Source organism: Chimaeribacter coloradensis (assembly GCF_002858715.1).
GTDB lineage: Bacteria > Pseudomonadota > Gammaproteobacteria > Enterobacterales > Enterobacteriaceae > Chimaeribacter > Chimaeribacter coloradensis.
Window position 1 is genome coordinate 68522 of the sequence record NZ_PJZH01000005.1, and the last position, 23520, is coordinate 92041.

17 protein-coding genes and 1 pseudogene are annotated in these 23520 nt (G+C 61.2%); 12 read left to right on the top strand and 6 right to left on the bottom strand.

Translation table 11 applies throughout. The annotated features are described in order from the left end of the window. Nucleotides 1–190: 190 nt before the first annotated feature. A complete protein-coding gene (mqo, locus tag CYR32_RS07750; protein ID WP_101823816.1) occupies nt 191–1819 on the top strand; it encodes a malate dehydrogenase (quinone) in 1629 nt (542 codons plus the stop codon). Nucleotides 1820–1981: 162 nt separating this feature from the next. Here mqo and CYR32_RS07755 read toward each other — a convergent pair whose 3' ends face one another. After that, nucleotides 1982–4180 carry a TonB-dependent siderophore receptor gene (locus CYR32_RS07755; protein WP_101823817.1) on the bottom strand — a complete coding sequence of 733 codons (2199 nt, stop codon included), beginning with the start codon at nt 4178–4180 and terminating at the stop codon, nt 1982–1984. Between the two features lie 354 nt (nt 4181–4534). Here CYR32_RS07755 and CYR32_RS07760 point away from each other — a divergent pair, with 354 nt between their 5' ends. The 4 genes from CYR32_RS07760 to CYR32_RS07775 are packed head-to-tail and all read left to right on the top strand — an operon-like array spanning nt 4535 to nt 8200. Continuing rightward, nucleotides 4535–5485 carry a siderophore ABC transporter substrate-binding protein gene (locus CYR32_RS07760; RefSeq protein WP_101823818.1) on the top strand — a complete coding sequence of 317 codons (951 nt, stop codon included), beginning with the start codon at nt 4535–4537 and terminating at the stop codon, nt 5483–5485. 6 nt (nt 5486–5491) lie between these two features. Then, nucleotides 5492–6448 carry an ABC transporter permease gene (locus tag CYR32_RS07765; RefSeq protein ID WP_101823819.1) on the top strand — a complete coding sequence of 319 codons (957 nt, stop codon included), beginning with the start codon at nt 5492–5494 and terminating at the stop codon, nt 6446–6448. Next, the gene (locus tag CYR32_RS07770) at nt 6438–7445 is read left to right on the top strand and encodes an iron chelate uptake ABC transporter family permease subunit (protein WP_206602445.1); all 1008 of its coding nucleotides are present in this window, start codon (nt 6438–6440) and stop codon (nt 7443–7445) included. Before CYR32_RS07765 ends, CYR32_RS07770 begins: the two co-directional genes overlap by 11 nt. After that, on the top strand, nt 7442–8200 hold the full coding sequence (locus tag CYR32_RS07775; protein ID WP_101823820.1) for an iron ABC transporter ATP-binding protein: 759 nt from the start codon (nt 7442–7444) through the stop codon (nt 8198–8200). The genes CYR32_RS07770 and CYR32_RS07775 overlap by 4 nt, the downstream gene beginning before the upstream one ends. 64 nt (nt 8201–8264) lie before the next feature. Here CYR32_RS07775 and gorA read toward each other — a convergent pair whose 3' ends face one another. Then, nucleotides 8265–9617, bottom strand: a complete 1353-nt coding sequence (gorA, locus tag CYR32_RS07780; RefSeq protein ID WP_101823821.1) for a glutathione-disulfide reductase — start codon at nt 9615–9617, stop codon at nt 8265–8267. Nucleotides 9618–9762: 145 nt separating this feature from the next. On the opposite strand from gorA, the gene rnz reads away from it, so the two are divergent. Beyond that, entirely contained in the window at nt 9763–10680 is a 918-nt protein-coding gene (gene rnz / locus CYR32_RS07785) for a ribonuclease Z (protein WP_101823822.1), read from the top strand. 54 nt (nt 10681–10734) lie between these two features. Here the strand turns inward: rnz and CYR32_RS07790 are convergent, their stop codons facing one another. Beyond that, nucleotides 10735–11577 (bottom strand): 23S rRNA (adenine(2030)-N(6))-methyltransferase RlmJ, encoded by an 843-nt coding sequence (locus CYR32_RS07790; RefSeq protein ID WP_101823823.1) that lies wholly within the window; start codon nt 11575–11577, stop codon nt 10735–10737. 310 nt (nt 11578–11887) lie between these two features. On the opposite strand from CYR32_RS07790, the pseudogene CYR32_RS07795 reads away from it, so the two are divergent. The 4 genes and pseudogenes from CYR32_RS07795 to CYR32_RS07810 form a co-directional block, all read left to right on the top strand. After that, nucleotides 11888–13522, top strand: a pseudogene (locus CYR32_RS07795) (multidrug ABC transporter permease/ATP-binding protein); the annotation flags it as partial. Between the two features lie 236 nt (nt 13523–13758). After that, nucleotides 13759–15801 carry an oligopeptidase A gene (gene prlC / locus CYR32_RS07800; protein WP_101823825.1) on the top strand — a complete coding sequence of 681 codons (2043 nt, stop codon included), beginning with the start codon at nt 13759–13761 and terminating at the stop codon, nt 15799–15801. 3 nt (nt 15802–15804) lie between these two features. Next, on the top strand, nt 15805–16557 hold the full coding sequence (gene rsmJ / locus CYR32_RS07805) for a 16S rRNA (guanine(1516)-N(2))-methyltransferase RsmJ (protein ID WP_101823826.1): 753 nt from the start codon (nt 15805–15807) through the stop codon (nt 16555–16557). 144 nt (nt 16558–16701) lie between these two features. Next, the gene (locus CYR32_RS07810; RefSeq protein ID WP_241523783.1) at nt 16702–17547 is read left to right on the top strand and encodes a MerR family transcriptional regulator; all 846 of its coding nucleotides are present in this window, start codon (nt 16702–16704) and stop codon (nt 17545–17547) included. Nucleotides 17548–17588: 41 nt separating this feature from the next. Here the strand turns inward: CYR32_RS07810 and uspA are convergent, their stop codons facing one another. Further along, nucleotides 17589–18026 (bottom strand): universal stress protein UspA, encoded by a 438-nt coding sequence (gene uspA, locus CYR32_RS07815; RefSeq protein ID WP_101823828.1) that lies wholly within the window; start codon nt 18024–18026, stop codon nt 17589–17591. 709 nt (nt 18027–18735) lie between these two features. Between uspA and uspB the strand changes: the two genes are divergently transcribed. Then, nucleotides 18736–19071 carry a universal stress protein UspB gene (gene uspB, locus CYR32_RS07820; protein ID WP_072927611.1) on the top strand — a complete coding sequence of 112 codons (336 nt, stop codon included), beginning with the start codon at nt 18736–18738 and terminating at the stop codon, nt 19069–19071. Nucleotides 19072–19152: 81 nt separating this feature from the next. Here the strand turns inward: uspB and pitA are convergent, their stop codons facing one another. Further along, complete coding sequence (gene pitA / locus CYR32_RS07825; protein WP_101823829.1) at nt 19153–20652, bottom strand: inorganic phosphate transporter PitA; 1500 nt, start codon at nt 20650–20652, stop codon at nt 19153–19155. Between the two features lie 316 nt (nt 20653–20968). On the opposite strand from pitA, the gene CYR32_RS07830 reads away from it, so the two are divergent. Beyond that, nucleotides 20969–22168 (top strand): BaiN/RdsA family NAD(P)/FAD-dependent oxidoreductase, encoded by a 1200-nt coding sequence (locus CYR32_RS07830; RefSeq protein WP_101823830.1) that lies wholly within the window; start codon nt 20969–20971, stop codon nt 22166–22168. A gap of 76 nt (nt 22169–22244) precedes the next feature. On the opposite strand, the gene CYR32_RS07835 is transcribed toward CYR32_RS07830, so the two are convergent. After that, entirely contained in the window at nt 22245–23516 is a 1272-nt protein-coding gene (locus CYR32_RS07835; protein ID WP_101823831.1) for a c-type cytochrome, read from the bottom strand. Between the last annotated feature and the right edge of the window lie 4 nt (nt 23517–23520).

Here is a 23520-nt window from a genome sequence, read left to right on the forward strand (position 1 = left end):
ATATTGATAACGAAAAGTTGAATTTTTCATATTTCTTGACCAGATATGTTAAGTTATTGTTAACTTCAGCCCTTCACCGGTTGTGGGAATAAAGGATGCAACGCCGCGATGCACACATTGCTGACGTTGTACGACTCAGCATGTTTTATTTTCATGAAGTTATTGTTTTTCAAGGATGCAGAGACGGGTTATGAACAAACTACGTGCCAATGCGCTTTGCTTGAATACGGTAATGTCTGTTACGCAAGCGGCAGCAGAGGAAAAACAGGTCGTCGATGTGGTGTTGATCGGCGGCGGCATCATGAGCGCGACGCTCGGCACCTACCTGCAGGAGCTTGAGCCGGACTGGACGATCCACATGGTGGAACGTCTCTCTTCCGTGGCGGACGAAAGCTCTAACGGCTGGAACAATGCCGGCACCGGCCACGCCGCGCTGGCCGAAATGAACTACACGCCGGAGAAGCCCGACGGCTCCATCGACATCAGCAAAGCGGTGGCGATCAACGAATCGTTCCAGATTTCACGCCAGTTCTGGGCCTACCAGGTTCAGCGCAACGTGATGCACACCCCGCGCGCCTTTATCAACAGCGTCCCGCACATGAGCTTTGTCTGGGGCGATGACAACATCAACTTCCTGCGTAAACGCCATGCGGCCCTGCAACAGAGCACCCTGTTCCGCGGCATGGAGTACTCCGAAGACCCGGCGCAGATCCGTGACTGGATCCCGGCGGTGATGGACGGGCGCGACCCGCAGCAGAAAGTGGCGGCGACCCGCATCCCGATCGGCACCGATGTGAATTTCGGTGAAGTCACCCGCCAGCTGGTGACCTCCCTGCGTAAAAGCCGCAACTTCGTGCACCAGACCGGCCATGAAGTGCGTGACATCAAACGCAACAGCGACAAAACCTGGACGGTGACCATCGCCGACCTGCAAAACGGCGGCCGTGAGCGGCGCGTGCGTACCCGCTTCATCTTTATCGGGGCGGGCGGGGCTTCGCTGACGCTGCTGCAGAAATCGGGCATCCCGGAGGCGCGCAACTACGGCGGCTTCCCGGTGGGCGGGGAGTTCCTGGTTACCGAGAACCCGGAAGTGGTCAAACGCCATATGGCGAAAGTCTACGGCAAGGCTACCGTTGGTGCGCCGCCGATGTCGGTGCCGCACCTCGATACCCGCGTGCTGGACGGCAAACGCGTGCTGCTGTTCGGGCCGTTCGCCACCTTCTCCAGCAAGTTCCTGAAAAACGGCTCGCTGTGGGATCTGTTCGGCAGCCTGCGCCCCGGCAACATTATGCCGATGGCGCACGTGGGCATGGATAACTTCAACCTGGTGAAATACCTGGTCGGGCAACTGATGCTCAGCGACGACGACCGCCACCGCGCGCTGCAGGAGTACTTCCCGGAAGCGCGCAAAGAGGACTGGAAGCTGTGGGTCGCCGGCCAGCGTGTGCAGATCATCGAGAAAGATGAGAAGAAGGGCGGCGTACTGCGCCTGGGCACCGAAGTGGTGACCTCGCGTGACGGCAGCATCGCCGCGCTGCTGGGGGCATCACCGGGCGCCTCCACCGCCGCGCCGATCATGCTGGAGCTGATGGAGCGGGTGTTCAAAGAGAAAGTCGCCTCGCCGGAATGGCAGGCGAAGCTCAAACAGATCATCCCGTCTTACGGCCAGAAGCTGAACGGTAACCTGGCGCTGACGCAGCAGGTGCTGGAAGAGACCAGCCGCATCCTGCAACTGGAGAGCCTGCCGGAGTCTGTGCCTGCCGCCTCCCCGGCCGGCACCCCCGCCCACGGCGACGCCGGGGTTGTACCGGCGCTGTAAGCGCAGCCCGAAAAAAAGCCCGCATGATGCGGGCTTTTTTGTGTCTGTCAGCGGTACACCGCCCCCGGTATAGCGCGGCCCCGGCAGCGCGGCGTGAAAAAAACGCCGGGTATCCGGCGTTTTTAATGGGTGTTTATAGCGCAGTGGTTTCTGCAGAAATACTCAGAACGACATCGTCACACCGGCGTAATAGGCGCGGCCCGGCTCGTTATAGGTCGAGGCGCCGTCATTTTCGCGGTAGATCTGTTTATCGAACAGGTTGCTGATACCGGCATTCAGGCGCAGGTTTTTCACCAGCTCATAATTGGTACCGATGCCGACCACCGAATAGGCACCCACTTCACGATCGGACATCGACCCTGATTCGTTGCGGATCTCGGCGTATTCACGCGGCTTCTGCCGCCCGTACATCGTCCAGGTGAGGTTGGTGGAGAGCTTCTCCGTGACCTGCCAGTCCAGCATGGTGTTAATGGTGTATTTCGGGATGATCGACAGCGGGTTGCCGGTCTCTTTGTCTTCCGAGGTGATCATGTAGGTGGCATTGGTGCGCCAGTCGAGCCTGTCACGGATAACCGGCACCGTCAGGTTCGCTTCCAGCCCTTCCACCAGCGCTTTGCCGCCATTCTCCCAGCGCAGGATGTTATAGCCGTTAGAGGCGTAACCGATGATGTCCGTCCCCGAGACGATTTTGTTTTTGTAATCGTTACGGAAATAGGTGACGCCCGCCTCATAGCCGCTGCGGCTGAATTGCAGCCCGATCTCTTTGTTGATGCTGACTTCCGGGTCGAGGTCGTCATTGCCCAACAGGTAGCAGCTCCCGGAGGCGATGTTGGTCGGGCAGCCGTTGCCGCGGGTCGAGAGCAGGTAACCTTCGCTGGACTGGTAGAGGTTCGGCGCTTTGAATACCCGCGCGATCCCGGCTTTAAGTTTGAAATACTCCCCCAGATCCTGGGATGCGTTCAGGCTCGGGCTGAAGTTGCCGCCGAATTTGCTGTGGTAGTCGAAACGTATCCCGGGGATGATCACCGTGCCGGGGATCGCCTCAATATTGTCTTCGATATAGAGCGCGCTCAGCTCGGCGCTGTTTTTGCTGCTGCGGCCGGCCGGGTCGCCCGACACATCCGCGATGGTGACGCCCGTGGCATTCGTCGCCGTCATCGAGGCCGGGTCGTCGAGCTGTTCCCGGTTCCACTCTGCGCCGACGGTCAACGTCTGGTCGGCCCAGAGATCCAGCGGGATATTCAGTTCGCCGCTGGTGCGGTAGTTCTCCAGGCGGCTGGTGTTATAGGCGTCACTGTTGATCATCCCTTCTACCCGGCCGGTGGAGCCTTCCTGCAGGCGGGTATTGTTGGTTTTTTCGTAATAGACGCCAAATTTGGACTGGCCCCAGTCCCAGATGCCGTTATGGGTGATGCCGTAAGTCTGGCGGTAGAGCCGGTTGGTTTCGTCGCCATACAGGGTCGACACCAGCCCATTCGGGCTGAGGTTGCCGTTGCTGTATTGGGTGTCCCCGGCGTAGATATTGCCCTGGCGGCTGTAGCCGTAGTTGAAATCCACAATCTGCGTCGGCGTGATTTTCCAGGAGAGCAGGGCGTTGATGTCTTTGTTGCGCACCCCTTCACGCCCGGCAGCGTAGGAGCCGTTCTGCGCGGTGTTGATGTCCGCGGCGTCGGCGTCGGTTTTATTGAGGTTGCCGTAGAGCCGCATGGTCAGCGCGTCTCCCGCCAGCGGGCCGTTCAGGCTGAAGTTGGCGCGCTTCGTCGCCCCCTCTTTATCGTTTTCCGGCTGGTTGGTGTAGAGCGACAGGGAGCCGTGCCAGTCGTTGGTCGGGCGTTTGGTGATGATATTGACCACGCCGCCGGCCGCGCCGGAGCCGTAGCGGGCGGCGGCCGGGCCGCGCAGCACTTCGATGCGCTCGACCATCTCCGGCGGCACCCAGTTGCTGTCGCCGCGGCTGTCACGCTCGCCGCGCCAGCTGTAACGCACGGAATTGCGTGAGGTCACCGGCACCCCATCAATCAGAATCAGCGTGTTTTCCGGCCCCATGCCGCGGATGTCAATCTGCCGGTTATTGCCGCGGCTGCCGGTGGCGCTGTTACCGGTGAGGTTCACACCCGGCATTTTGCGGATGATGTCTGACAGGTCGTTAACCGGGGGCGTTTTCTCAATATCTTTTGCGGTGATGATCGACACCCCCGGCTGTTGTTTCAGCTCCTCAGCCGCCGTGGCCTGCACCGTCATCACTTCGCCATCGTCCCCGGATAACGGCGGCGTCGCGTCTGCCGCATAACCACTTCCGCTCATCAGCCCCGCCAATACCACTGCACAAGGCCGGAGACGGTAAGATTTTGTGGTGTCCATTAAGAAAAGCCCCTGTTTTTTATATGAAATTGTAAGTAAATGCGTATGGTAATGATAATCATTTTTATTTAAATAGCGAAACAGTAATTTTCATAATTTCCTCACAATTCATCCAGTACTTGTCCAATCGTGAAAAAAAGGCGGTTTTTTAGGCAGAGATGTAAATAAGTGATTAATAAATCATTCAAAACTTATCGGGCTTAGAAGAAATCAGGGGGCCATAACGGAGAAAAGGCGGGCTAAAAGGGAATCTGTTCAGCGTGGCCCCGGATCGGGTATCATCCCGGCATCAAATAAGAATAGTAATGATTAATATTTGCAATCAGTGGTTACTCAGCGATTCCAGGAGATGAAATGCGTTTACGTGCTGCTCTGTTTGCGTCCTTCGTGACGGCCTCCCTTGCCCTGACCGGGTGTGATGACTCTTCCGCGCAGTCCACGGCCGGTGCCTCCCTGAGCGTGGAACATGCGCAGGGCAACACGCAGGTGCCGCTGAACCCGAAGAAGGTGATCGTGCTTAACCCGGCTACGCTGGACATCGTCGACGCCCTGAAGATCCCGGTGGCCGGGGTGCCGCAGTCCAGCACGCATCTGCCGTCCTACCTGGCCAAATACAGCGGCAGCAGCTACCTGAACGCCGGGACGCTGTTTGAGCCGGATTACGAAGCGCTGAGCAACGCCAAACCGGATCTGATCATCGCCGGTGGCCGCGCCCATGACGCCTACGACAAGCTGAGCGAACTCGCGCCGACCATCGCGCTGGATATCGATCCGCAGCACTTTATGCCGAGCCTGGCGCAGCGCACCAACCAGCTGGGCGAGATTTTCGGCAAGCAGACGGAAGCGAAAACCCTGCTGGAGAACTTCACCGCGCAGACGGAAAAAATTAAGCAGAAATCGGCCCACGCCGGATCGGCAATGATCATTATGATCAGCGGCGGAAAGATGTCCGCCTACAGCGCCGGCTCCCGCTTCGGTTTTATCTTTGATCAGCTGGGCTTCACCCCGGCAGCCACCTTCCCGCAGACCGGCAAGCACGGCAACGTGGTCTCGTCCGAGTTCATCCTCAACGCCAACCCGGACTGGCTGTTTGTGCTGGACCGCGACAACGCCATCGGCCGCGCTGAGGGGCAATCCGCCCAACAGGTGCTGGATAACCCGTTGATTGAGAAGACCAATGCCTGGAAAAACCAGCGGGTGATCTACCTGGATTCCGCCTCGCTCTACATCGCCGGCGGCATCCAGAGCTATACCCAGCTGATGGACAAAGTCAGCACCGCGCTGGACAGCACGGCGGCGCAGTAACCCACGATGAAGCTCCTTACCCTCACCGGCCTGGCGACGCTGCTGGGCCTGATGGCCTGTAGCCTGTTTATCGGGGCCGGGCAGGTGACCCTGGCCGGCTTCTGGTCTGACCCGGCAATGCGCGACATCTTCCTGCTCAGCCGGGTGCCGCGCACGCTGGCGCTGCTGCTGGCCGGCAGCGCCATGAGCGTGGCCGGGCTGATTATGCAGATGCTGACCCAGAACCGCTTCGTCGAACCCTCTATCGCCGGGACGACGCAGTCAGCCGGGCTGGGGCTGCTGCTGGTGATGGTGATCCACCCCGGTGCGCCGGTTATCGTAAAAATGCTGGTCGCGACGCTGTTTGCCCTGGGCGGCACCCTGCTGTTTATTCTGTTGCTGGGGCGGATGAGGATGAAATCGCCGCTGATGGTGCCGCTGGCCGGCATCATGCTGGGGGCGGTGTTCAGCGCCGTTACCACCTTTCTGGCGATGGAATTTGACCTGTTGCAGTCGCTGGGCGGCTGGGAGTCAGGGGATTTCTCCGCCGTTTTGCAGGGGCGCTATGAGCTGCTGTGGGTGGTTGGCGCGCTGACGCTGATTGCCTGCCTGATCGCCGACCGCTTCACCGTGGCCGGGATGGGGCGAGAGTTCTCAGTGAATGTCGGGCTGAATTACCAGCGGGTGATGCTGGCGGGCATGGCGATCATCGCGGTGATCAGCGGCGTGGTGGTGGTGGTGATCGGCGTGCTGCCGTTCCTCGGGCTGATTGTGCCCAACATCGTCAGCATGGCGATGGGCGACAACCTGCGCCGCACCCTGCCGTGGGTCTGCTTTGCCGGGGGCGGGCTGGTGCTGCTGTGTGACATCGTCGGCCGGTTGATCATCGCACCGTTCGAGATCCCGGTCAGCGTGATCCTCGGCGTCATCGGCGCGGCGGTCTTTCTGGCCCTGATCATAAGGAAACCCCGCCATGCAGGCTGAAGAGACCACTCACACTGAGTATCACGCCCCGGCGCGGCGCGGCCCACTGAGCCTGCCGGCGAAGCGGCTGCTGCTGCTCGGCGTACTGGCGGTATGCGCCGCCGCCGGGTTTATGACGATCGGCCTCGGCGGCAACATCAGCTACATCCTGGTTCACCGCGGCCTGATCCTGGCGACCATGCTGCTGGTGGCCTTTGCCTCCGGCACCGCCACGCTGCTGTTCCAGACCGTGACCGGCAACCGCATCCTGACCCCCTCCATCATGGGGCTGGAAGCGCTGTTCATCCTGATCCAGACGCTGCTGATCTTTATCATCGATGCTAACGGCCTGGCGTACCTGGGGGTCAGCGGGAAATTCCTCTGTGACGCCCTGCTGTTGCTGGTGTTCTCGCTGTTTCTTTACCGCTGGCTGCTGGGCGGTGCGGGCCTCGACCTGCACCGCGTGCTGCTGGTGGGGCTGGTGTGCGGCACCCTGTTCCGCAGCGTCTCCGGCCTGCTGCAACGCCTGCTCTCACCGGGGGATTTTGCCATCCTCCAGGGGCGTATTTTTGCCACCTTCACCCGCGCCGCGCCGGAGATCATCGCGCTGGCCGCCGTGATCTGCGCGCTGGCGGCGCTGGCGATCTGGCGGATGCGCCACAGCCTCGATGTGATCGCGCTCGGCAGGGAGACGGCGATCAATCTGGGCCTCGCCTATCAGCGGCATGTCACGCTGATCCTGCTGCTGGTGTCGCTGCTGGTGGCGGTCTCCACCGCGCTGGTGGGGCCGCTGACGTTTCTCGGCCTGCTGGTGGCGAACCTCGCGTATCAGGTCGTCGGCTCCTCGCGCCACCGCCACCTGCTGCCCGGCGTGTTCCTGATTGGCGTGGTTACGCTGGTGGGCGGGCAGGTGATCCTGGAGCGCCTGCTGGGTATGGCGGGCACTTTGTCGGTGGTGATTGAGTTCGTCGGCGGCGCGTTGTTTATCATTCTTTTGGTTAAAAAGGCGGCGGTGTGATTGAGATAAAGCGTGTCAGCAAACAGTACCAGCAGACGCGGGTGCTGCATGAGATTGCAGAGACCATCCCGGCCGGTGGCGTGACCTCGATTATCGGCCCGAACGGGGCCGGGAAATCGACCCTGCTGTCGGTGATTGGCCGTTTGCTCACGCCGGACGCCGGGCAGGTGCTGGTCAGCGGGTTGGACGTGGCGCACACGCCCGGCAAGCAGCTCGCCACCCGCCTCTCGGTGCTGCGGCAGGAGAACCACTTCACCAGCCGTCTGACGGTGTACGATCTGGTGGGCTTTGGCCGCTACCCCTACACGCAGGGGCGGCTCAATGAGGAGGATCGCCGGCATATCGATACGGCGCTGGCGTTTCTTGACCTGTTGCCGCTGAAAGATCGCTATCTGGATGAGCTCTCCGGCGGCCAGCGCCAGCGGGCCTATGTGGCGATGGTGCTCTGCCAGGATACCGACTACGTGCTGCTGGATGAGCCGCTCAACAATCTGGACATGAAGCACGCGGTGGCGATGATGAAGCAGCTGCGGCGCGCGGCGGATGAGCTGCATAAAACCATTATTCTGGTGATCCATGACATCAACTTCGCCGCTGCCTACTCCGATTACATCATCGCGATGAAAGCGGGGCAGGTGGTCTGCCGCGGCACGCCGGAGACCCTGATGTGCGCCGAGGTACTGGAGGCGATCTTTGATACGGAGGTCAGTATTGAGCAGGTGCGCGGCCGCCCGGTCGCCATCTATTACCGCTGACGGCAAACCGCAGGCAATAAAAAAGGCCGGATGATTCCGGCCTTTTTGTGGGGGTGCACTGCGCTTAGCGCATGGTGACAAACTCTTCCGCTGCGGTCGGGTGGATCGCGACGGTGTTGTCGAAGTCTTTCTTGGTCGCGCCCATTTTCAGTGCGACGGCGAAGCCCTGCAGGATCTCGTCCATACCGAAGCCGATGCCGTGGATGCCGACGATTTTTTCCTCTTTGCCCACGCAGACCAGCTTCATGCGGCACGGCTGGCGGTGCTGGGTCACGGCGGTGTACATGGCGGTAAACGCGGATTTGTACACTTTCACTTCATCTTCGCCATACAGTTCAACGGCCTGCGGCTCAGTCAGGCCCACGGTGCCGATAGGCGGGTGGCTGAAGACCACGGTCGGGACGTTGCTGTAATCCAGGTGCTCGTCCGGCTTGTTGTTGAACAGGCGCTCAGAGAGGCGGCGGCCGGCGGCCACGGCAACCGGGGTCAGCTCAACGGCACCGGTGTTGTCACCCACGGCGTAGATGCCCGGCACGCTGGTGTTCTGGTATTTATCGACCTCAATGTAACCTTTTTCGTTGGTTTTCACCCCGGTGACGGAGAGGTTCAGGTTGTCGGTTTCCGGCTCACGGCCAATCGCCCAGACCAGGCAATCCACAACGAAATCGTTGCCGTTTTCGAGGTGCAGCGTCAGGCTGCCGTCGTCGTTCTTCACGATCGCTTTCGGGATCGATTCGGTATGCAGCAGCGGGCCTTCGGTGTTCATCACTTCCACCAGCGTATCCACGATCAGCGGATCGAAGGTACGCAGCGGTGCGTGTTTACGCACGAACAGGTGGGTTTGCGCGCCCAGGGCGTTCATCACCCCGGCAATCTCTACGGCGATGTAACCCGCGCCGACCACGGCCACGCGCTGCGGCATCTCGTCCAGATCGAAGAAGCCGTCAGAGTCGATGCCATATTCCGCACCTGGGATGTCCGGGTGGCTCGGACGGCCGCCGGTGGCGATCAGGATATGGTCAGCCGTGATCTTCTCACCGTTCACTTCCACGGTGTGCGCATCCACGAAACGCGCGTAACCGCGGATCACCTCGACGTTATTTTTGCCCAGCACGTTGTCGTAAGAGGTGTGGATACGGTCGATGTAGGCGGTACGGTTGGCGACCAGTTTTTTCCAGTCGAACGCGTTCACGGTGGTGTCGAACCCGTAATCCGGGCCGTAGTTATGGATCGCTTCCGCAATCTGCGCGGCGTGCCACATCACTTTTTTCGGTACACAACCTACGTTGACGCAGGTGCCGCCCAGGGCTTTGGCTTCAATGAGCGCGCACTTCTGGCCGTACATGGCTGCACGGTTGATTGAGGCGATGCCGCCGCTGCCGCCACCAATTGCAAGGTAGTCATAATGTTTGGTCATCGAATGTGTTCCATAGAGATGAAAAGAAAAATTGAGGTAGAGTTTAACGCTACTCGGCCAATCGCCGCAAAGTTTGCACCTATGATTGTGATAGGGCGATAGCGATCTCTTCAGTTACAAATGTTTAACCAGATGGAAGCATAGCATGCACCTGACCTTTCTCGGCACCTGTGCCGGCACCCCGAGTTTGCAGCGTAACGTCACGGCCATCGCGTTGACACTGTGCAACAGCCGCAGCGGCGGCACCTGGCTGTTTGACTGCGGCGAAGGCACCCAGCACCAGTTCATGCGCAGCCCGCTCAAACCGGGCAGGCTGGAGAAAATCTTCATTACCCACCTGCACGGCGACCACATTTTCGGCCTGCCGGGCCTGCTCACCAGCCGTTCTATGGGCGGGATCACCGAGCCGCTGACGGTCTACGGGCCGAAGGGCATCCGCGCGTTTATTGAAACCAGCCTGACCCTCAGCAGCTCGTTTGTGACCTTCCCGCTGGAGATTGTGGAGATCGCCGCCGGTGAGGTGTGTGATGACGGCAAAAACCGGGTCACCGCCTGGCCGATGAACCATGTGGTGGAGTGCTACGGCTACCGGGTTCAGGCGCACGACAAGCCGGGCTACCTGGATGGCGAACGGCTGAAAGCGGACGGCGTGCCGCGCGGGCCGTGGTTCCAGCAGCTGAAACGGGGCGAAACCGTGACGCTGCCCGACGGCCGGGTGGTGGACGGCAGCGCCTATCTGGGGCCGTCCACCAAAGGGAAATCGCTGGCGATTTTCGGTGACACTGCGCCGACGCCGGTCTCCGACCTGCTGGCCGACGGGGTGGATTTGATGGTGCATGAAACCACGCTGGAAGCGGCGATGGCGGAAAAGGCCAACGGCCGCGGCCACTCCACCACCGTACAGGCCGCCACCGCGGCCCGGCTGGCCGGGGCGAAGCGGCTGATCGCCACCCATTTCAGCTCGCGCTACAGCTTTGCCGAGTGCGAGAAACTGCTGGCCGAGTGCCGAGCGATTTTCCCCAACACCGAGCTGGCGCGGGACTTCGCGGTCTTTGAGGTGTGACGGCACCCGCCCGCAGAGGGGCGGGAAGCGCAGCAGATAACGCGGCCCTTCCCCTTACTCCGGGACGATCCACTTCACCAGCGTGTGGCCGTTGCCGGTCGGCACCAGCGTCTTGTGCAGCCACGGCAGTACGTTGTTCATCTGCTGCTCCAGCTTCCACGGCGGGTTAATCACAATCATGCCGGAGGCGGTCATGCCGCGCTGGTCGCTGTCCGGGCGCACCGCCAGCTCAATCTGCAGGATACGGCGGATGCCGGTGGCTTCGAGATCGCGCGTCAGGCGTTTGATCTGCTGGCGCATCACCACCGGGTACCACAGGGCGTAGGTGCCGGTGGCAAAGCGTTTGTAGCCTTCCTGAATCCCTTTCACCACATCCTGATAGTCGGTTTTCATCTCATACGGCGGGTCAATCAGGATCAGCCCACGGCGTGAAAGCGGCGGCAACTGCGATTTCAGCTGTTGGTAGCCGTCTGCTCTCAGCACTTTGGCCCGCTCATCTTTCTGGAATTCACTGCGCAGCAGCGGGTAGTCGCTGGAGTGCAGCTCCGTCAGGTGAAGCTTGTCCTGCTCACGCAGCAGGTGGCGCGCAATCAGCGGGGAGCCGGGGTAGTAACGCAGCGTGCCGGTGCGGTTAAACGCGCGCACCGCATCCAGATAGGGGGCCAGCTCCTCCGGCAGGTTCTCCTGTTGCCAGAGGCGGCCGATGCCCTCCAGGTACTCCCCGGTGCGTTCCGCATGTTCGCCGCTGAGCTGGTAGCGCCCGGCCCCGGAGTGGGTGTCCAGATAGAGGAAAGGTTTCTCTTTCTCTTTCAGCGACTCAATGATCAGGCTCTGAACGGTGTGTTTCAGCACGTCGGCGTGGTTGCCGGCGTGGAAGCTGTGGCGGTAACTAAGCATGGCGGTAAAGGTTCCGGTTTTTAAGGATGCACTGCGACATCAGGCAAAATGGCAATCGCCGCACCGCACCCGCCTGGCGGGCAGGCGGCAGGCGCTCAGGGGCGCCGGGGGCGATAAAGCAACGCCCTGCCGGGTGCGGCAGGGAGGCATGCGGCACAGTATAAACTGTCTGGCGGTGAAAAAGGGAAAAGCCTTTTGCCCTCTGCGAGACAGGTTCCAGGAATCGCGCGCCGGCCGCTATTCTCCTTGCTATCACCCCCCTCACCATTACAATGCCAACGCATTGAAATTCATTGAAGAGCCAAAGCCCATGGAGTTGTTGCGCGTTGTGTTCCGCCAGTACCGCTGGCCTTTTCTGATGGTAATCCTGCTCAGCCTGGCCAGCGCCGCGCTGGGTATCGGCCTTATCGCCTTCATCAATACCCGCTTAATCAACAGCTTCGGCGGTTCACTGGCGGTGCTGCCGGAGTTCCTGGGCTTCCTGGTGCTGCTGATGGCGGTCACGCTCGGCTCACAGCTGGCGCTGACCACACTGGGGCACCACTTTGTCTACCAGTTGCGCGGCGAATACATCAAACGGATTCTCGATACCCATGTGGCGCGCATTGAGCAGATCGGCAGCGCCCAGTTGCAGGCGAGCCTGAGCAGTGACATCCGCAACATCACGCTGGCGTTTGTGCGCCTGCCGGAGCTGTTGCAGGGGATCATTTTGACGGTGGGCTGCGCCCTCTACCTGGGCTGGCTGTCGCCGAAAATGCTGGTGGTCACCGCGCTCTGGCTGGTGGTGACCATCGTGGGTGGCTGGCTGCTGGTGGCGCGCGTCTACCGCCACCTGAGCAGCGTGCGCGAGGCCGAGGATGCGCTCTATCAGGATTACCAGACGGTGATTGACGGCCGCAAAGAGCTGACGCTGAACCGCAGCCGCGCCCGCCATATCTTTGAAGAAGAGTACCAGCAGCATGCGCAGGCCTATCGCCGCCATGTGATCCGTGCCGATACCTTCCACCTCAGCGCCGTGAACTGGTCAAATATTATGATGCTGGGGGCCATCGGGGCGGTGTTCTTTATGGCGAACCGCCTGGGCTGGGCCAATACCGCGGTGGCCGCGACTTACTCCCTGACGCTGCTGTTCCTGCGCACCCCGCTGTTGCAGGCGGTGGGCGCGCTGCCGGTGCTGCTCAGCGCGCAGGTGGCGTTCCGCAAGCTCAAGGCGCTGGAGCTGGTGCCGCACCAGCCGGGCTTCCCGGCCGCCTCCGCCCCGCCACAGTGGCAGACGCTGGAGCTGCGCGACGTCACCTTCCGCTACGCCGGGGCCGGGTTTGAGGTTGGCCCGGTGAACCTGACGCTGCGCCGGGGCGAACTGGTGTTCCTGATCGGCGGCAACGGCAGCGGCAAATCGACGCTGGCGATGCTGCTGACCGGGCTTTACACACCGACCTCCGGCACCCTGCTGGTGGATGGTGTGCCGGTCACCGCAGAGACGCTGCCCGCTTACCGGGCGCTGTTCTCCGCCGTCTTTACCGATTTCCACCTGTTTGGCCGCGCCATGGGGCCGCAGGGCAGCGAGCCGGATGCGGCGCTGGTGCAGAGCTGGCTGACGCGGCTGAACATGGCGGAAAAACTGACCTGGAAAGAGGGCGAGGTGACTAACCTGAAGCTCTCCCAGGGCCAGCGCAAGCGCGTGGCGCTGCTGATGGCAGTGGCCGAGCAGCGGGATGTGCTGCTGCTGGATGAGTGGGCCGCCGATCAGGACCCGCAGTTCCGCCGCACTTTCTACCGTGAACTGCTGCCGCAACTGCACAAGATGGGCAAGACGGTCGTCGCCATCAGCCACGACGATCACTATTTCGAACACGCTGACCGTCTGCTGGAGATGCGCACCGGCCACCTGCATGAGCTGACCGGTGAGGCGCGTCTGGCCGCCAGCCGCGATGCCGTGGCGCAGATCAACCAGGCCGCGGCCCCGGCAGACAGCGCTGCCGCACCCGCAGAAAATTATACCGTTCCCGCAGAAAACCGCGCCGCACCCGCTGAGAGTGAGGCGACGGGCCACGGGGTGCATTGATTTTCACTACACTTGACCTCATGTTAATGACTGGCCTTTAAAAAGGGCGCTGAGGCGCCTTGACAGCCGGGCGCAGAAACAGGCGACCGGCCCACAACGACAAACAGGACTGCCCTATGACAAACCCGTTGCTGACGCCTTTTACCCTGCCGCCGTTCTCCAAAATTGAACCTGAACACATTGTGCCGGCGATGGAATCCGCGCTGGATGCGTGCCGCAAAACGGTCGAGAGCGTGGTCGCGCAGGGCGGGCCCTACACCTGGGATAACCTCTGCCAGCCGCTGGCCGAGTCCGATGACCGCCTGAGCCGCATTTTCTCGCCGGTCAGCCACCTGAACTCCGTGAAAAACAGCCCGGAGCTGCGCGCCGCCTATGAACAGTGCCTGCCGCTGCTCTCCGAATACAGCACCTGGGTCGGCCAGCATGCCGGCCTGTACCAGGCTTACCGCGACCTGAAAGAGGGCGACAACTTCGCCCGGCTCACCGCGCCGCAACAGAAAGCGGTGGACAACGCGCTGCGTGATTTCGAACTCTCCGGCATCGGCCTGTCGCCGGAAAAACAGAAGCGCTACGGGGAAATCTCTACCCGCCTGTCGGAGCTCGGCTCGACCTACAGCAACAACGTGCTGGATGCGACCATGGGCTGGAGCAAACTGATCACCGACGTCAACGACCTCGCCGGGATGCCGGAAAGCGCGCTGGCCGCCGCACAGGCGCTGGCCGAATCCAAAGGGCAGGAGGGTTACCTGCTGACCCTGGACATCCCCAGCTATCTGCCGGTGATGACCTACTGCGACAACCAGGCGCTGCGTGAAGAGATGTACCGCGCCTACGGCACCCGCGCCTCCGATCAGGGGCCGAACGCCGGGAAGTGGGACAACAGCGCCGTGATGGCGGAAGAGCTGGCGCTGCGCCATGAGCTGGCCCAGTTGCTGGGCTTCGCCTCATTCGCGGAGAAATCCCTGGCGACCAAAATGGCGGAAAGCCCGCAGCAGGTCATCGATTTCTTAAACGATCTGGCGAAACGCGCCCGCCCGCAAGGCGAGCAGGAGCTGGCCCAGCTGCGCGCCTTTGCCAAAGAACATTATGGCGTGGACGCGCTGGAAGCCTGGGACCTCTCCTACTACGGCGAGAAGCAGAAACAGCACCTGTTCTCCATCAGTGATGAGCAGCTGCGCCCCTACTTCCCAGAGCAGCGTGTGCTCGGCGGCCTGTTCGAGGTGGTGAAACGCATTTACGGCATCACCGCCAAAGAGCGCCAGGACGTAGACACCTGGCACCCGGAAGTACGCTTCTTTGACCTGTTTGATGAGCACGGCGAACTGCGCGGCAGCTTCTACCTTGACCTCTACGCCCGTGAGCACAAACGCGGCGGCGCCTGGATGGATGACTGCGTGGGCAGCCTGCGCAAAGCCAACGGCGAGCTGCAAAAGCCGGTCGCCTACCTGACCTGCAACTTTAACCGCCCGATCGGCGACAAACCTGCGCTGTTCACCCATAACGAAGTGACCACGCTGTTCCATGAGTTCGGCCACGGCCTGCACCACATGCTGACCCAAATCGACACCGCCGGTGTCGCCGGGATCAGCGGTGTGCCGTGGGATGCAGTGGAGCTGCCGAGCCAGTTTATGGAGAACTGGTGCTGGGAGCCGGAGGCGCTGGCCTTTATCTCCGGCCACTACCAGACCGGCGAGCCGCTGCCGCAGGAGATGCTCGACAAACTGCTGGCGGCGAAGAACTATCAGGCGGCGCTGTTCATCCTGCGTCAGCTGGAGTTCGGCCTGTTCGATTTCCGGATGCATGCTGAATATGACCCGGCGAAAGGCGCGCAGATCCTGGAGACCCTGGCCGAAGTGAAAAAACAGGTGGCGGTGGTGCCGTCCCCAAGCTGGGGCCGCTTCCCGCATGCCTTCAGCCACATCTTCGCCGGGGGCTACGCCGCAGGGTACTACAGCTACCTGTGGGCCGAAGTGCTCTCTGCCGATGCCTACTCCCGCTTTGAGGAGGAAGGGATCTTTAACCGCGAAACCGGCCAGTCGTTCCTGGATAACATCCTGACGCGCGGCGGTTCTGAGGAGCCGATGGCGCTGTTCAAACGCTTCCGTGGCCGTGAGCCGCAGCTCGATGCGATGCTGCGCCACTACGGCATTAAAGGCTGACAGGTGAGCATCTGTTTACTCTGTGAAGAAGGCGCCGATCTCGGCGCCTTATCGCTTTTGGCCGCGCGCTGGCAGCTCACCTCCGATGATGACGCCGTGATGGCGCTGGTGCTGACGCCGGAGCGCCTGGAACTGCGCAAGCGTGATGAGCCGAAACTGGGTGCCATCTATGTGGATTTCGTCACCGGTGCGATGGCGCACCGCCGCCGTTTCGGGGGCGGGCGCGGCGAGGCGGTGGCCAAAGCCGTAGGCATCAAAGGCAGTTACCTGCCGGACGTAGTGGATGCCACCGCCGGGCTGGGGCGCGATGCCTTTGTGCTGGCGGCGCTGGGCTGCCGGGTGCGGATGCTGGAACGCAACCCGGTGGTGGCCGCGCTGCTGGATGACGGCCTGCAACGCGGCTATCAGGATGCCGAGATTGGCCCCTGGCTGCGTGAGCGGCTGACGCTGCTGCACGCCTCCAGCCTCACGGCGCTGGCGGACATTGCCCCGCGGCCGGAGGTGGTCTATCTTGATCCCATGTACCCACACCGGCAGAAGAGTGCGCTGGTGAAAAAAGAGATGCGGGTCTTCCAGTCCCTGGTCGGGCCGGATCTCGATGCAGATGGGCTGCTGGCCCCGGCCCGGGCGCTGGCGACCAAACGGGTAGTGGTAAAACGCCCGGATTACGCCCCGCCGCTGGCAGGTATTGCCGCGCAGGCAGCCATTGAAACCAAGTCCCACCGGTTTGATCTTTACCCCGGCACCGGCAAATAAGGTACCGGGTTAAGGTGCCGGCGCGGATAACGCGGCCCGGCACCTTGTACCTGTATTCTCTCTATTGATACCGCGGGAGATTTCCCTCCACGCGGTATTTTCTGTATGGTTCAAAAAACGCCCATCCCATTTAAGGAAACCGGCATGGCACTCTATAGCATCGACGTCGTGGCACAACTCTGTGGTGTCAACCCGGTCACCCTGCGCTCCTGGCAACGGCATGGACTATTGAAACCGCAGCGGGACGCTGACGGCAAACGGAGCTATTCGGACAGCGACATTTCACGGGCGCATATCATTTTGCACTGGGTGTCACGCGGGGTGCCGCTGACCCAAATCCGGGCGATTCTCTCCGGCGATGCGAAGCAGGTTTCCCAGGGCTGGCAGGCGCAGCAGGAGGCGCTGCTCTACCACCTTGAACACCATGAGACGGCCAAACTGCGCCATCTGCTGTGGCGTTACGGGCGGGAAGTGCCGTCTGAGAATCTGGTCAATGATATTCTGCGCCCGCTGCGGCTGTTCCTCGGCTCCGGCCGCCAGGCGGCGCTGCTGCAACAGCGGGCGATGCTGGATGTGGCCATCATGGAGTATGCCAGTTTCACCATGCACACCGCCCGCAAGCGGCCGGGCGCGCCGGTGCTGCTGCTGGCCTGGCAGGCCAAAGACAGCCTGGAGCTGTGGCTGGAGGCGATCCGGCTGGTCAGCGAGGGGCTGAGGGTCGAACTGCTGCCTTACCCGCTGCCGCAGCCGGAGCTGGAGCGCTATCAGGTAGAGAATTTCTTTATCTGGTCAGACAAAGCCTTAACCCTGTTACAGCAGTTGCAGTTTGAGGCGTGGCTGGCGAAAGGGCTGGCGGTGATGCTGATTGGGCCGGCGGCAAAAACGGTGTTTATGGCCCCGGTGGAGACGCCGCCCGTACCGGCCGCAGAAAATGACGGTGATATTCCACGTGATGACGCCGGGGATGATGCGGTGTCGTTACCGGCCTGAAGAAGACGCCCGCGGGAGCGGGCGTCTCGCTGCGTGCGGGGTTATTCGTCTTCGTCATCCTGCAACGGCACAATCAGCATGTCGATGTGGATGGTGTTAATCAGCTGGCGCGCGGAAGACATCAGCTTGCTCCAGAAATCCTGATGGTGGCCGCACACCACCAGATCGACATCATATTTCTTGATCGCATCCACCAGCACCTGCCCCAGGTCACCGCTGCCGCTCAGCGTCTCGGCAATCGGGTAGCCCGCACTGGTGGAAAGCTCCGTCAGTGCGTTGTGGGTCTCTTCTGAGATACGCTTCTGCATATCCCCCAGGTTGACATCAATCAGGCCGGTGTAGAGATCGGAATAGTTAACATCGACGTGGATCAGGGAGACTTTGGCATTGTAAGGTCTTGCCATTGAAACCGCCTTGTCGACCAGGATCTTGCTCTCCGGGGACAGGTCAACAGCAATCAGAATATGTTGGTAAGCCATAAGTGTACTCCTTCCATAAAGCCGGTTAAAAAATCACTTTCTGAGAGGCCATCCGGTGCCGGAACGCGCCCCGGCAGCCCCACCTGAATCATTGTTGTTTTAGCTCGTCGCGCCGCTCCCGGCTGCGTGATGCACAGTATGCTTTTCGCCCTGAATTGCCACGCCTTAACCCATTGTTGCGTAACCTCTTCACCTGAGGCGCAGCCCGGGGATGCCGTGGCCTGTTCCCGTTTTACACCTCAACGCCCGAAAAGTACGCTTTTTTCTGTTCCCTTTGGGCGTTTGTGTGAGAAATATCAGCAGCATGAGTTAAGTATAGCGCTTCCGGGGCCGTTCAGATTTTATCATTACTTTGCAGGCGATCCGGCGGCGGGGTGGCCGGGGCGTGAAGGGGGTCACGCCGGGTTGCAAACCACCCTGCGGCCTGTGCAGCAGGGGGTGATCCGGCCACGGCACAGCACAGTGCGCCGCACAGAAACCCACTCCGCTGAACAAATTGTTCTTAAGGCACGCCGTTTTACTTTTTCATTTTCTACACTGAATAAGGAGCGACCGCTCGGCGTGTGCCGGCTGCGGCAGCTCAATAAAAAGATGATCCAGGGGCAGGCAGGTAAACGCCCCGGTATGTCAGGAGTCAAGCAGACGCAGGGCGGGCGTGTTCCCCTGCCGGCACAGACCGGCGGCGGGAGCCATGCCCTGAGGGGGGATCATGATCAGTACTGTTGCGCTGTTTTGGGCATTATGTGTGGTGTGTGTTATCAATATGGCGCGCTACTTCTCTTCATTGCGGGCCTTACTGGTGGTGCTGCGCGGCTGCGATCCGCTGCTCTACCAGTATGTGGACGGCGGGGGGTTCTTTACCTCACACGGCCAGCCCAGCAAGCAGATCAGGCTGGTGCGCTATATCTATTCCCAACGCTATCTTGATCATCATGATCCTGAGTTTATCCGCCGCTGTGCGCGGGTCCGCGGGCAATTTATCCTGACCAGTGCCCTGTGCGGCCTGGTGGTCATCAGCCTGGTGGCGATGATGATCTGGTACTGAGGCGATAAACGGCATAAAAAAAGGCGGCCCCCAGGGGCCGCCTTTTCTTTGCCTGCTGCCCGGCAGCGCCGGGGTGGCAGGTTAAATCAGCTGCAATGCCAGCCAGTAGAGCACGCCGGAAAGCACAATCGCAATCGGCAGGGTCAGGAACCAGGCCAGCAGGATGTTTTTCACGGTTTTGCTCTGCACGCCGCCGCCATCCACGATCATGGTGCCTGCCACCGCAGAGGAGAGCACATGAGTGGTGGAGACCGGCATACCGGTGTAACTGGCCACGCCAATCGACACCGCCGCCGTCATCTGCGCGGAGACGCCCTGGGCGTAGGTCATGCCTTTTTTACCGATCTTCTCACCAATGGTGGTGGCCACACGGCGCCAGCCCACCATGGTCCCGAGGGAGAGCGCCAGCGCTACCGCCAGGATGATCCAGACCGGGGCATACTCTACCGTAGCCAGCAGGTCAGTACGCAGGTTGTTGAGGAAGCGCTTGTCTTCCGCTGCGGTGCCCGGCAGCTTGGCCGCTTTCTCAGCCGTGTCGGCCACGCACATCAGCAGGCGGCGCATATGGCTGCGCTGCTCCACGGACAGGTCACTGTAGCTTGACAGGTTGGTCAGCAGCGCCTGGGCGTGGTTAATCGCGACCAGGGCGCGGCTGCTGTCACAGTGGAACTCTTTCGGCGTATCCGGCACGGTCTCTTCCGGCGTCGGTACCAGCGGGGTCTGCACTGCCACCTGCGACAGCGCATCACTGTGCTGCTGATAATACTGCTGCAGGTGTACCACGGCATCACGGGTGCGGGTGATGTCATACCCGGTGGCATTCATATTGACCACGAAGCCCGCCGGGGCCACCCCGATCAGCACCAGCATAATCAGGCCGATGCCTTTCTGGCCGTCATTCGCGCCGTGCGAGAAGCTGACGCCAATCGCAGAGAGGATCAGGGCGGTACGCGTCCAGAACGGCGGCTTTTTCTTGCCGTCGACCTTTTCACGCTCTGCCGGGGTCATATGGATGCGGCGGCGCTTCTTGGTGCCGCTCCAGTAGCGGCGCAGCAGGAAGACCACTGCGCCCGCCAGCCCCAGGCCGACCAGCGGAGAGATGATCAGCGACAGGAAAATGCTGACCATTTTCGGGATGTTCAGCGCATCCACCACGGAGCTGTCCGTGACGATGGCGTTGGTCAGCCCGATGCCGATGATGGCACCAATCAGGGTGTGGGAACTGGAGGCCGGCAAACCGAAGTACCAGGTGCCGAGGTTCCAGATAATCGCCGCCAGCAGCATGGAGAAGACCATGGCCAAGCCGTGGGCAGACCCCACGTTCAACAGCAGATCGGTAGGTAATAAATGGACAATAGCGTAAGCAACACTCAATCCGCCGAGTATGACGCCAAGGAAGTTAAAGAAACCCGCCATTACGACCGCAATTTGCGAACGCATAGCACGGGTATAGATTACAGTGGCTACCGCATTCGCCGTGTCGTGGAAGCCGTTAATGGCTTCATAGAACAGGACAAACAGGAGCGCGAGGACTAACAACAGGCCGGTATGGAAATCCAGCCCAGCGAACAGATGTAGCATAAGCGTTACGCCAGTTGGTGGACATGAACGCGGCGCATTATCCGCGAGAAGGGGGGGTATCGGAAAGCAAAATATGACCTTTTTTTGACAAAAGCATCGTTACGGTCACGGTTTTTTTGAAAAAATTTAACAGAAATCATGCTGTTAATAAGCCTTACGGTTTTTAACGTTTGGTTACGCTGGTACTTCCGGCAGGGCAGACATACAATTTGCCGCCTGAATACTCCGCCGCAAGAGGCCCGATGTCTCTTTATATGTAGCAGATAATTCAGGCATATCGCGTAAATACAGTGACTTTATTAGCAGAGGTAGGGCAGTGGAACAGTTTGATGTGGTCGTTATCGGGGCAGGGGCAGCCGGGATGTTTTGTGCCGCGCTGGCCGGGCAGGGCGGCTGCCGCGTGCTGCTGCTGGATAACGGCAAAAAGGCCGGTCGCAAGATCCTGATGTCCGGCGGCGGCCGTTGCAACTTTACTAACATGTATACCGAACCTGCCGCCTACCTGTCGCAAAACCCGCACTTCTGCAAATCGGCCCTGGCGCGCTACACCCAGTGGGACTTCATCGATCTGGTTAACCGCCACGGCATCGCCTACCACGAGAAGACCCTCGGCCAGCTGTTTTGTGATGACTCTGCGCAACAGATCGTGGATCTGCTGCTGAAAGAGTGTGACCAGGGCAAGGTGACGCTCCGCCTGCGCAGCGAAGTGCTGGCGGTCGCACAGAGCGACAACGGCTACACCCTGACGCTGAACGGCGCGGAAGTGGGCGCACGCGCGGTGGTGGTGGCTTCCGGCGGGCTGTCGATGCCGGGGCTGGGGGCGTCGCCGTTCGGCTATAAGCTGGCGGAGCAGTTCGGCCTGAAGGTGCTGCCGACCCGCGCGGCGCTGGTGCCTTTTACCCTGCACAAACCGCTGCTGGAGCACCTGCAAACCCTCTCCGGCGTGTCGGTGCCGTCGGTGGTGACGGCGGAAAACGGCGTCACCTTTAAAGAGAGCATCCTGTTCACCCACCGCGGCCTCTCCGGCCCGGCGATCCTCCAGCTCTCGAGCTACTGGCAGCCGGGTGAGTTTGTGACGGTCAACCTGCTGCCGGGGCTGGATCTCGCGGCGTTCCTGGAACGTGAGCGCCAGGCGCACCCGAACCAGAGTCTGAAGAACACGCTGGCGCAGCAGTTGCCGAAACGGCTGGTGGAGTGCCTGCAAACCCTGGGGCAGTTGCCGGATGTAACCTTAAAGCAGCTCAACGCCCCGCAACAGGCGGCGCTGATCGAGAGCTTACAGGCGTGGCGGGTACAGCCGAACGGCACCGAGGGTTACCGTACTGCCGAAGTGACGCTGGGCGGCGTGGACACGCGGGCGCTCTCCTCCAAAACCATGATGGCGAACAGCGTGCCGGGCCTCTACTTTATCGGCGAAGTGGTAGACGTCACCGGCTGGCTCGGCGGCTACAACTTCCAGTGGGCCTGGAGCAGCGCCTGGGCCTGCGCACAGGCGCTGATAGCCGATAAGCCCTGACGGCTGCCGGTAAAAACAGAAAGGGCCTCATCATGAGGCCCTTTTGTTTATCTGCCTTCCCCATGCGGGGAACGCCTTACTCTTTGTGCTGCAGAGACTTACGCACCTCAGCGACCTGTTCTTTGGTCACTGCACCGGCGTGGTTGCTCCAGCCCTGGCGGATGAAGGTAGTGAGCGCGGCCACCTCTTCATCGCTCAGGCGGGCGGCGAAGCCCGGCATCGCCAGCGTCGACGGCGCTTTCGCGGTGGAAGGCTGCTGCGCGCCGGCCAGCACGGTGTGGATCAGGCCGGTCGGGTCATCCGCGTTGACAATGGTCGCCTGGTCCAGCTCCGGGAAGATGCCCGGTGCGCCCTTGCCGCTGACAAAGTGGCAGGCGCCGCAGTTGTCAATGTAGAGGCGCTCGCCTTCACTCAGGTTTTTCGCTGCCGTGAGTTTGGCTTCGGTGGCCTGCGCTGCCTGCTCATTGCGCGCCGGCAGGGCCGGGTTGCCGCCCAGGAACTTCAGGTAGGCCGCCACGGCTTTCAGGTCAGCGTCGGTCATGTGCGAGGAGCTGTGCTCCACCACGGAGGTCATCTCACCGCCCACGGCCGCCTTGTCATTGCGCCCGGTCTGGAGGTAATCGACGATCTCCTGCTCGCTCCAGCGCGGCACACCGCGCAGGGACGGCACATCCCAGTGGTTCAGGCTGCCGCCGGAGAGGAAATTATCCTCGCCGCTGTCGAGCGCTTTCTCATTCATGCCGAGGCCGCGCGGGGTGTGGCAACTGCCGCAGTGGCCGAGGCTCTCCACAATATAGGCCCCGCGGTTAACTTCCGCGGAGGCGCCGCCAATCGGCTTGAACGGCGTGTCAGTGGTGAAGACCCAGTTCCAGAACAGCATGCCCCAGCGCTGGTTGAACGGGAAGCTCAGGTCGGTTTCCGGTGGCTGCTCGGCGCTCGGCTGCACCCCTTTCATAAAGTAGGTGTAGAGCGCGTGCATGTCCTCGTCGCTGATCTTGGCGTAGTCCGGGTAAGGCATCGCCGGGTAGAGGTGGCGGCCGTCCGGCAGCACACCTTTACGTACCGCGTCAGAGAACTGCTGCTCGCTGTAGTTACCGATGCCGTGGGTTTTGTCCGGCGTGATGTTGGTGGAGTAGATGGTGCCGAGATCGGAGTCGATCGCCAGCCCGCCGGAGTAGGCCGGTTTATTGGGCAGCGAGTGGCACGCCATGCAGTCGCCCAGCCGGGAGAGGTACTCACCCTGCTTGATCAGCGCTGCCTCATCCGCCGCCTGCGCCTGCCAGGCGAAACCGGCCGCCAGCGCCACGGCGCTTACCTTAAAAAAGCGTTTCATTGTTAACATTTTCATGCGC

What these genes read in the sequence shown, in the direction of transcription:
- mqo (WP_101823816.1), top strand. Translation starts at nt 191, where the DNA reads ATGAACAAACTACGTGCCAATGCGCTTTGCTTGAATACGGTAATGTCT.
- CYR32_RS07755 (WP_101823817.1), bottom strand. Translation starts at nt 4,180, where the DNA reads ATGGACACCACAAAATCTTACCGTCTCCGGCCTTGTGCAGTGGTATTG.
- CYR32_RS07760 (WP_101823818.1), top strand. Translation starts at nt 4,535, where the DNA reads ATGCGTTTACGTGCTGCTCTGTTTGCGTCCTTCGTGACGGCCTCCCTT.
- CYR32_RS07765 (WP_101823819.1), top strand. Translation starts at nt 5,492, where the DNA reads ATGAAGCTCCTTACCCTCACCGGCCTGGCGACGCTGCTGGGCCTGATG.
- CYR32_RS07770 (WP_206602445.1), top strand. Translation starts at nt 6,438, where the DNA reads ATGCAGGCTGAAGAGACCACTCACACTGAGTATCACGCCCCGGCGCGG.
- gorA (WP_101823821.1), bottom strand. Translation starts at nt 9,617, where the DNA reads ATGACCAAACATTATGACTACCTTGCAATTGGTGGCGGCAGCGGCGGC.
- rnz (WP_101823822.1), top strand. Translation starts at nt 9,763, where the DNA reads ATGCACCTGACCTTTCTCGGCACCTGTGCCGGCACCCCGAGTTTGCAG.
- CYR32_RS07790 (WP_101823823.1), bottom strand. Translation starts at nt 11,577, where the DNA reads ATGCTTAGTTACCGCCACAGCTTCCACGCCGGCAACCACGCCGACGTG.
- prlC (WP_101823825.1), top strand. Translation starts at nt 13,759, where the DNA reads ATGACAAACCCGTTGCTGACGCCTTTTACCCTGCCGCCGTTCTCCAAA.
- CYR32_RS07810 (WP_241523783.1), top strand. Translation starts at nt 16,702, where the DNA reads ATGGCACTCTATAGCATCGACGTCGTGGCACAACTCTGTGGTGTCAAC.
- uspA (WP_101823828.1), bottom strand. Translation starts at nt 18,026, where the DNA reads ATGGCTTACCAACATATTCTGATTGCTGTTGACCTGTCCCCGGAGAGC.
- uspB (WP_072927611.1), top strand. Translation starts at nt 18,736, where the DNA reads ATGATCAGTACTGTTGCGCTGTTTTGGGCATTATGTGTGGTGTGTGTT.
- pitA (WP_101823829.1), bottom strand. Translation starts at nt 20,652, where the DNA reads ATGCTACATCTGTTCGCTGGGCTGGATTTCCATACCGGCCTGTTGTTA.
- CYR32_RS07835 (WP_101823831.1), bottom strand. Translation starts at nt 23,516, where the DNA reads ATGAAAATGTTAACAATGAAACGCTTTTTTAAGGTAAGCGCCGTGGCG.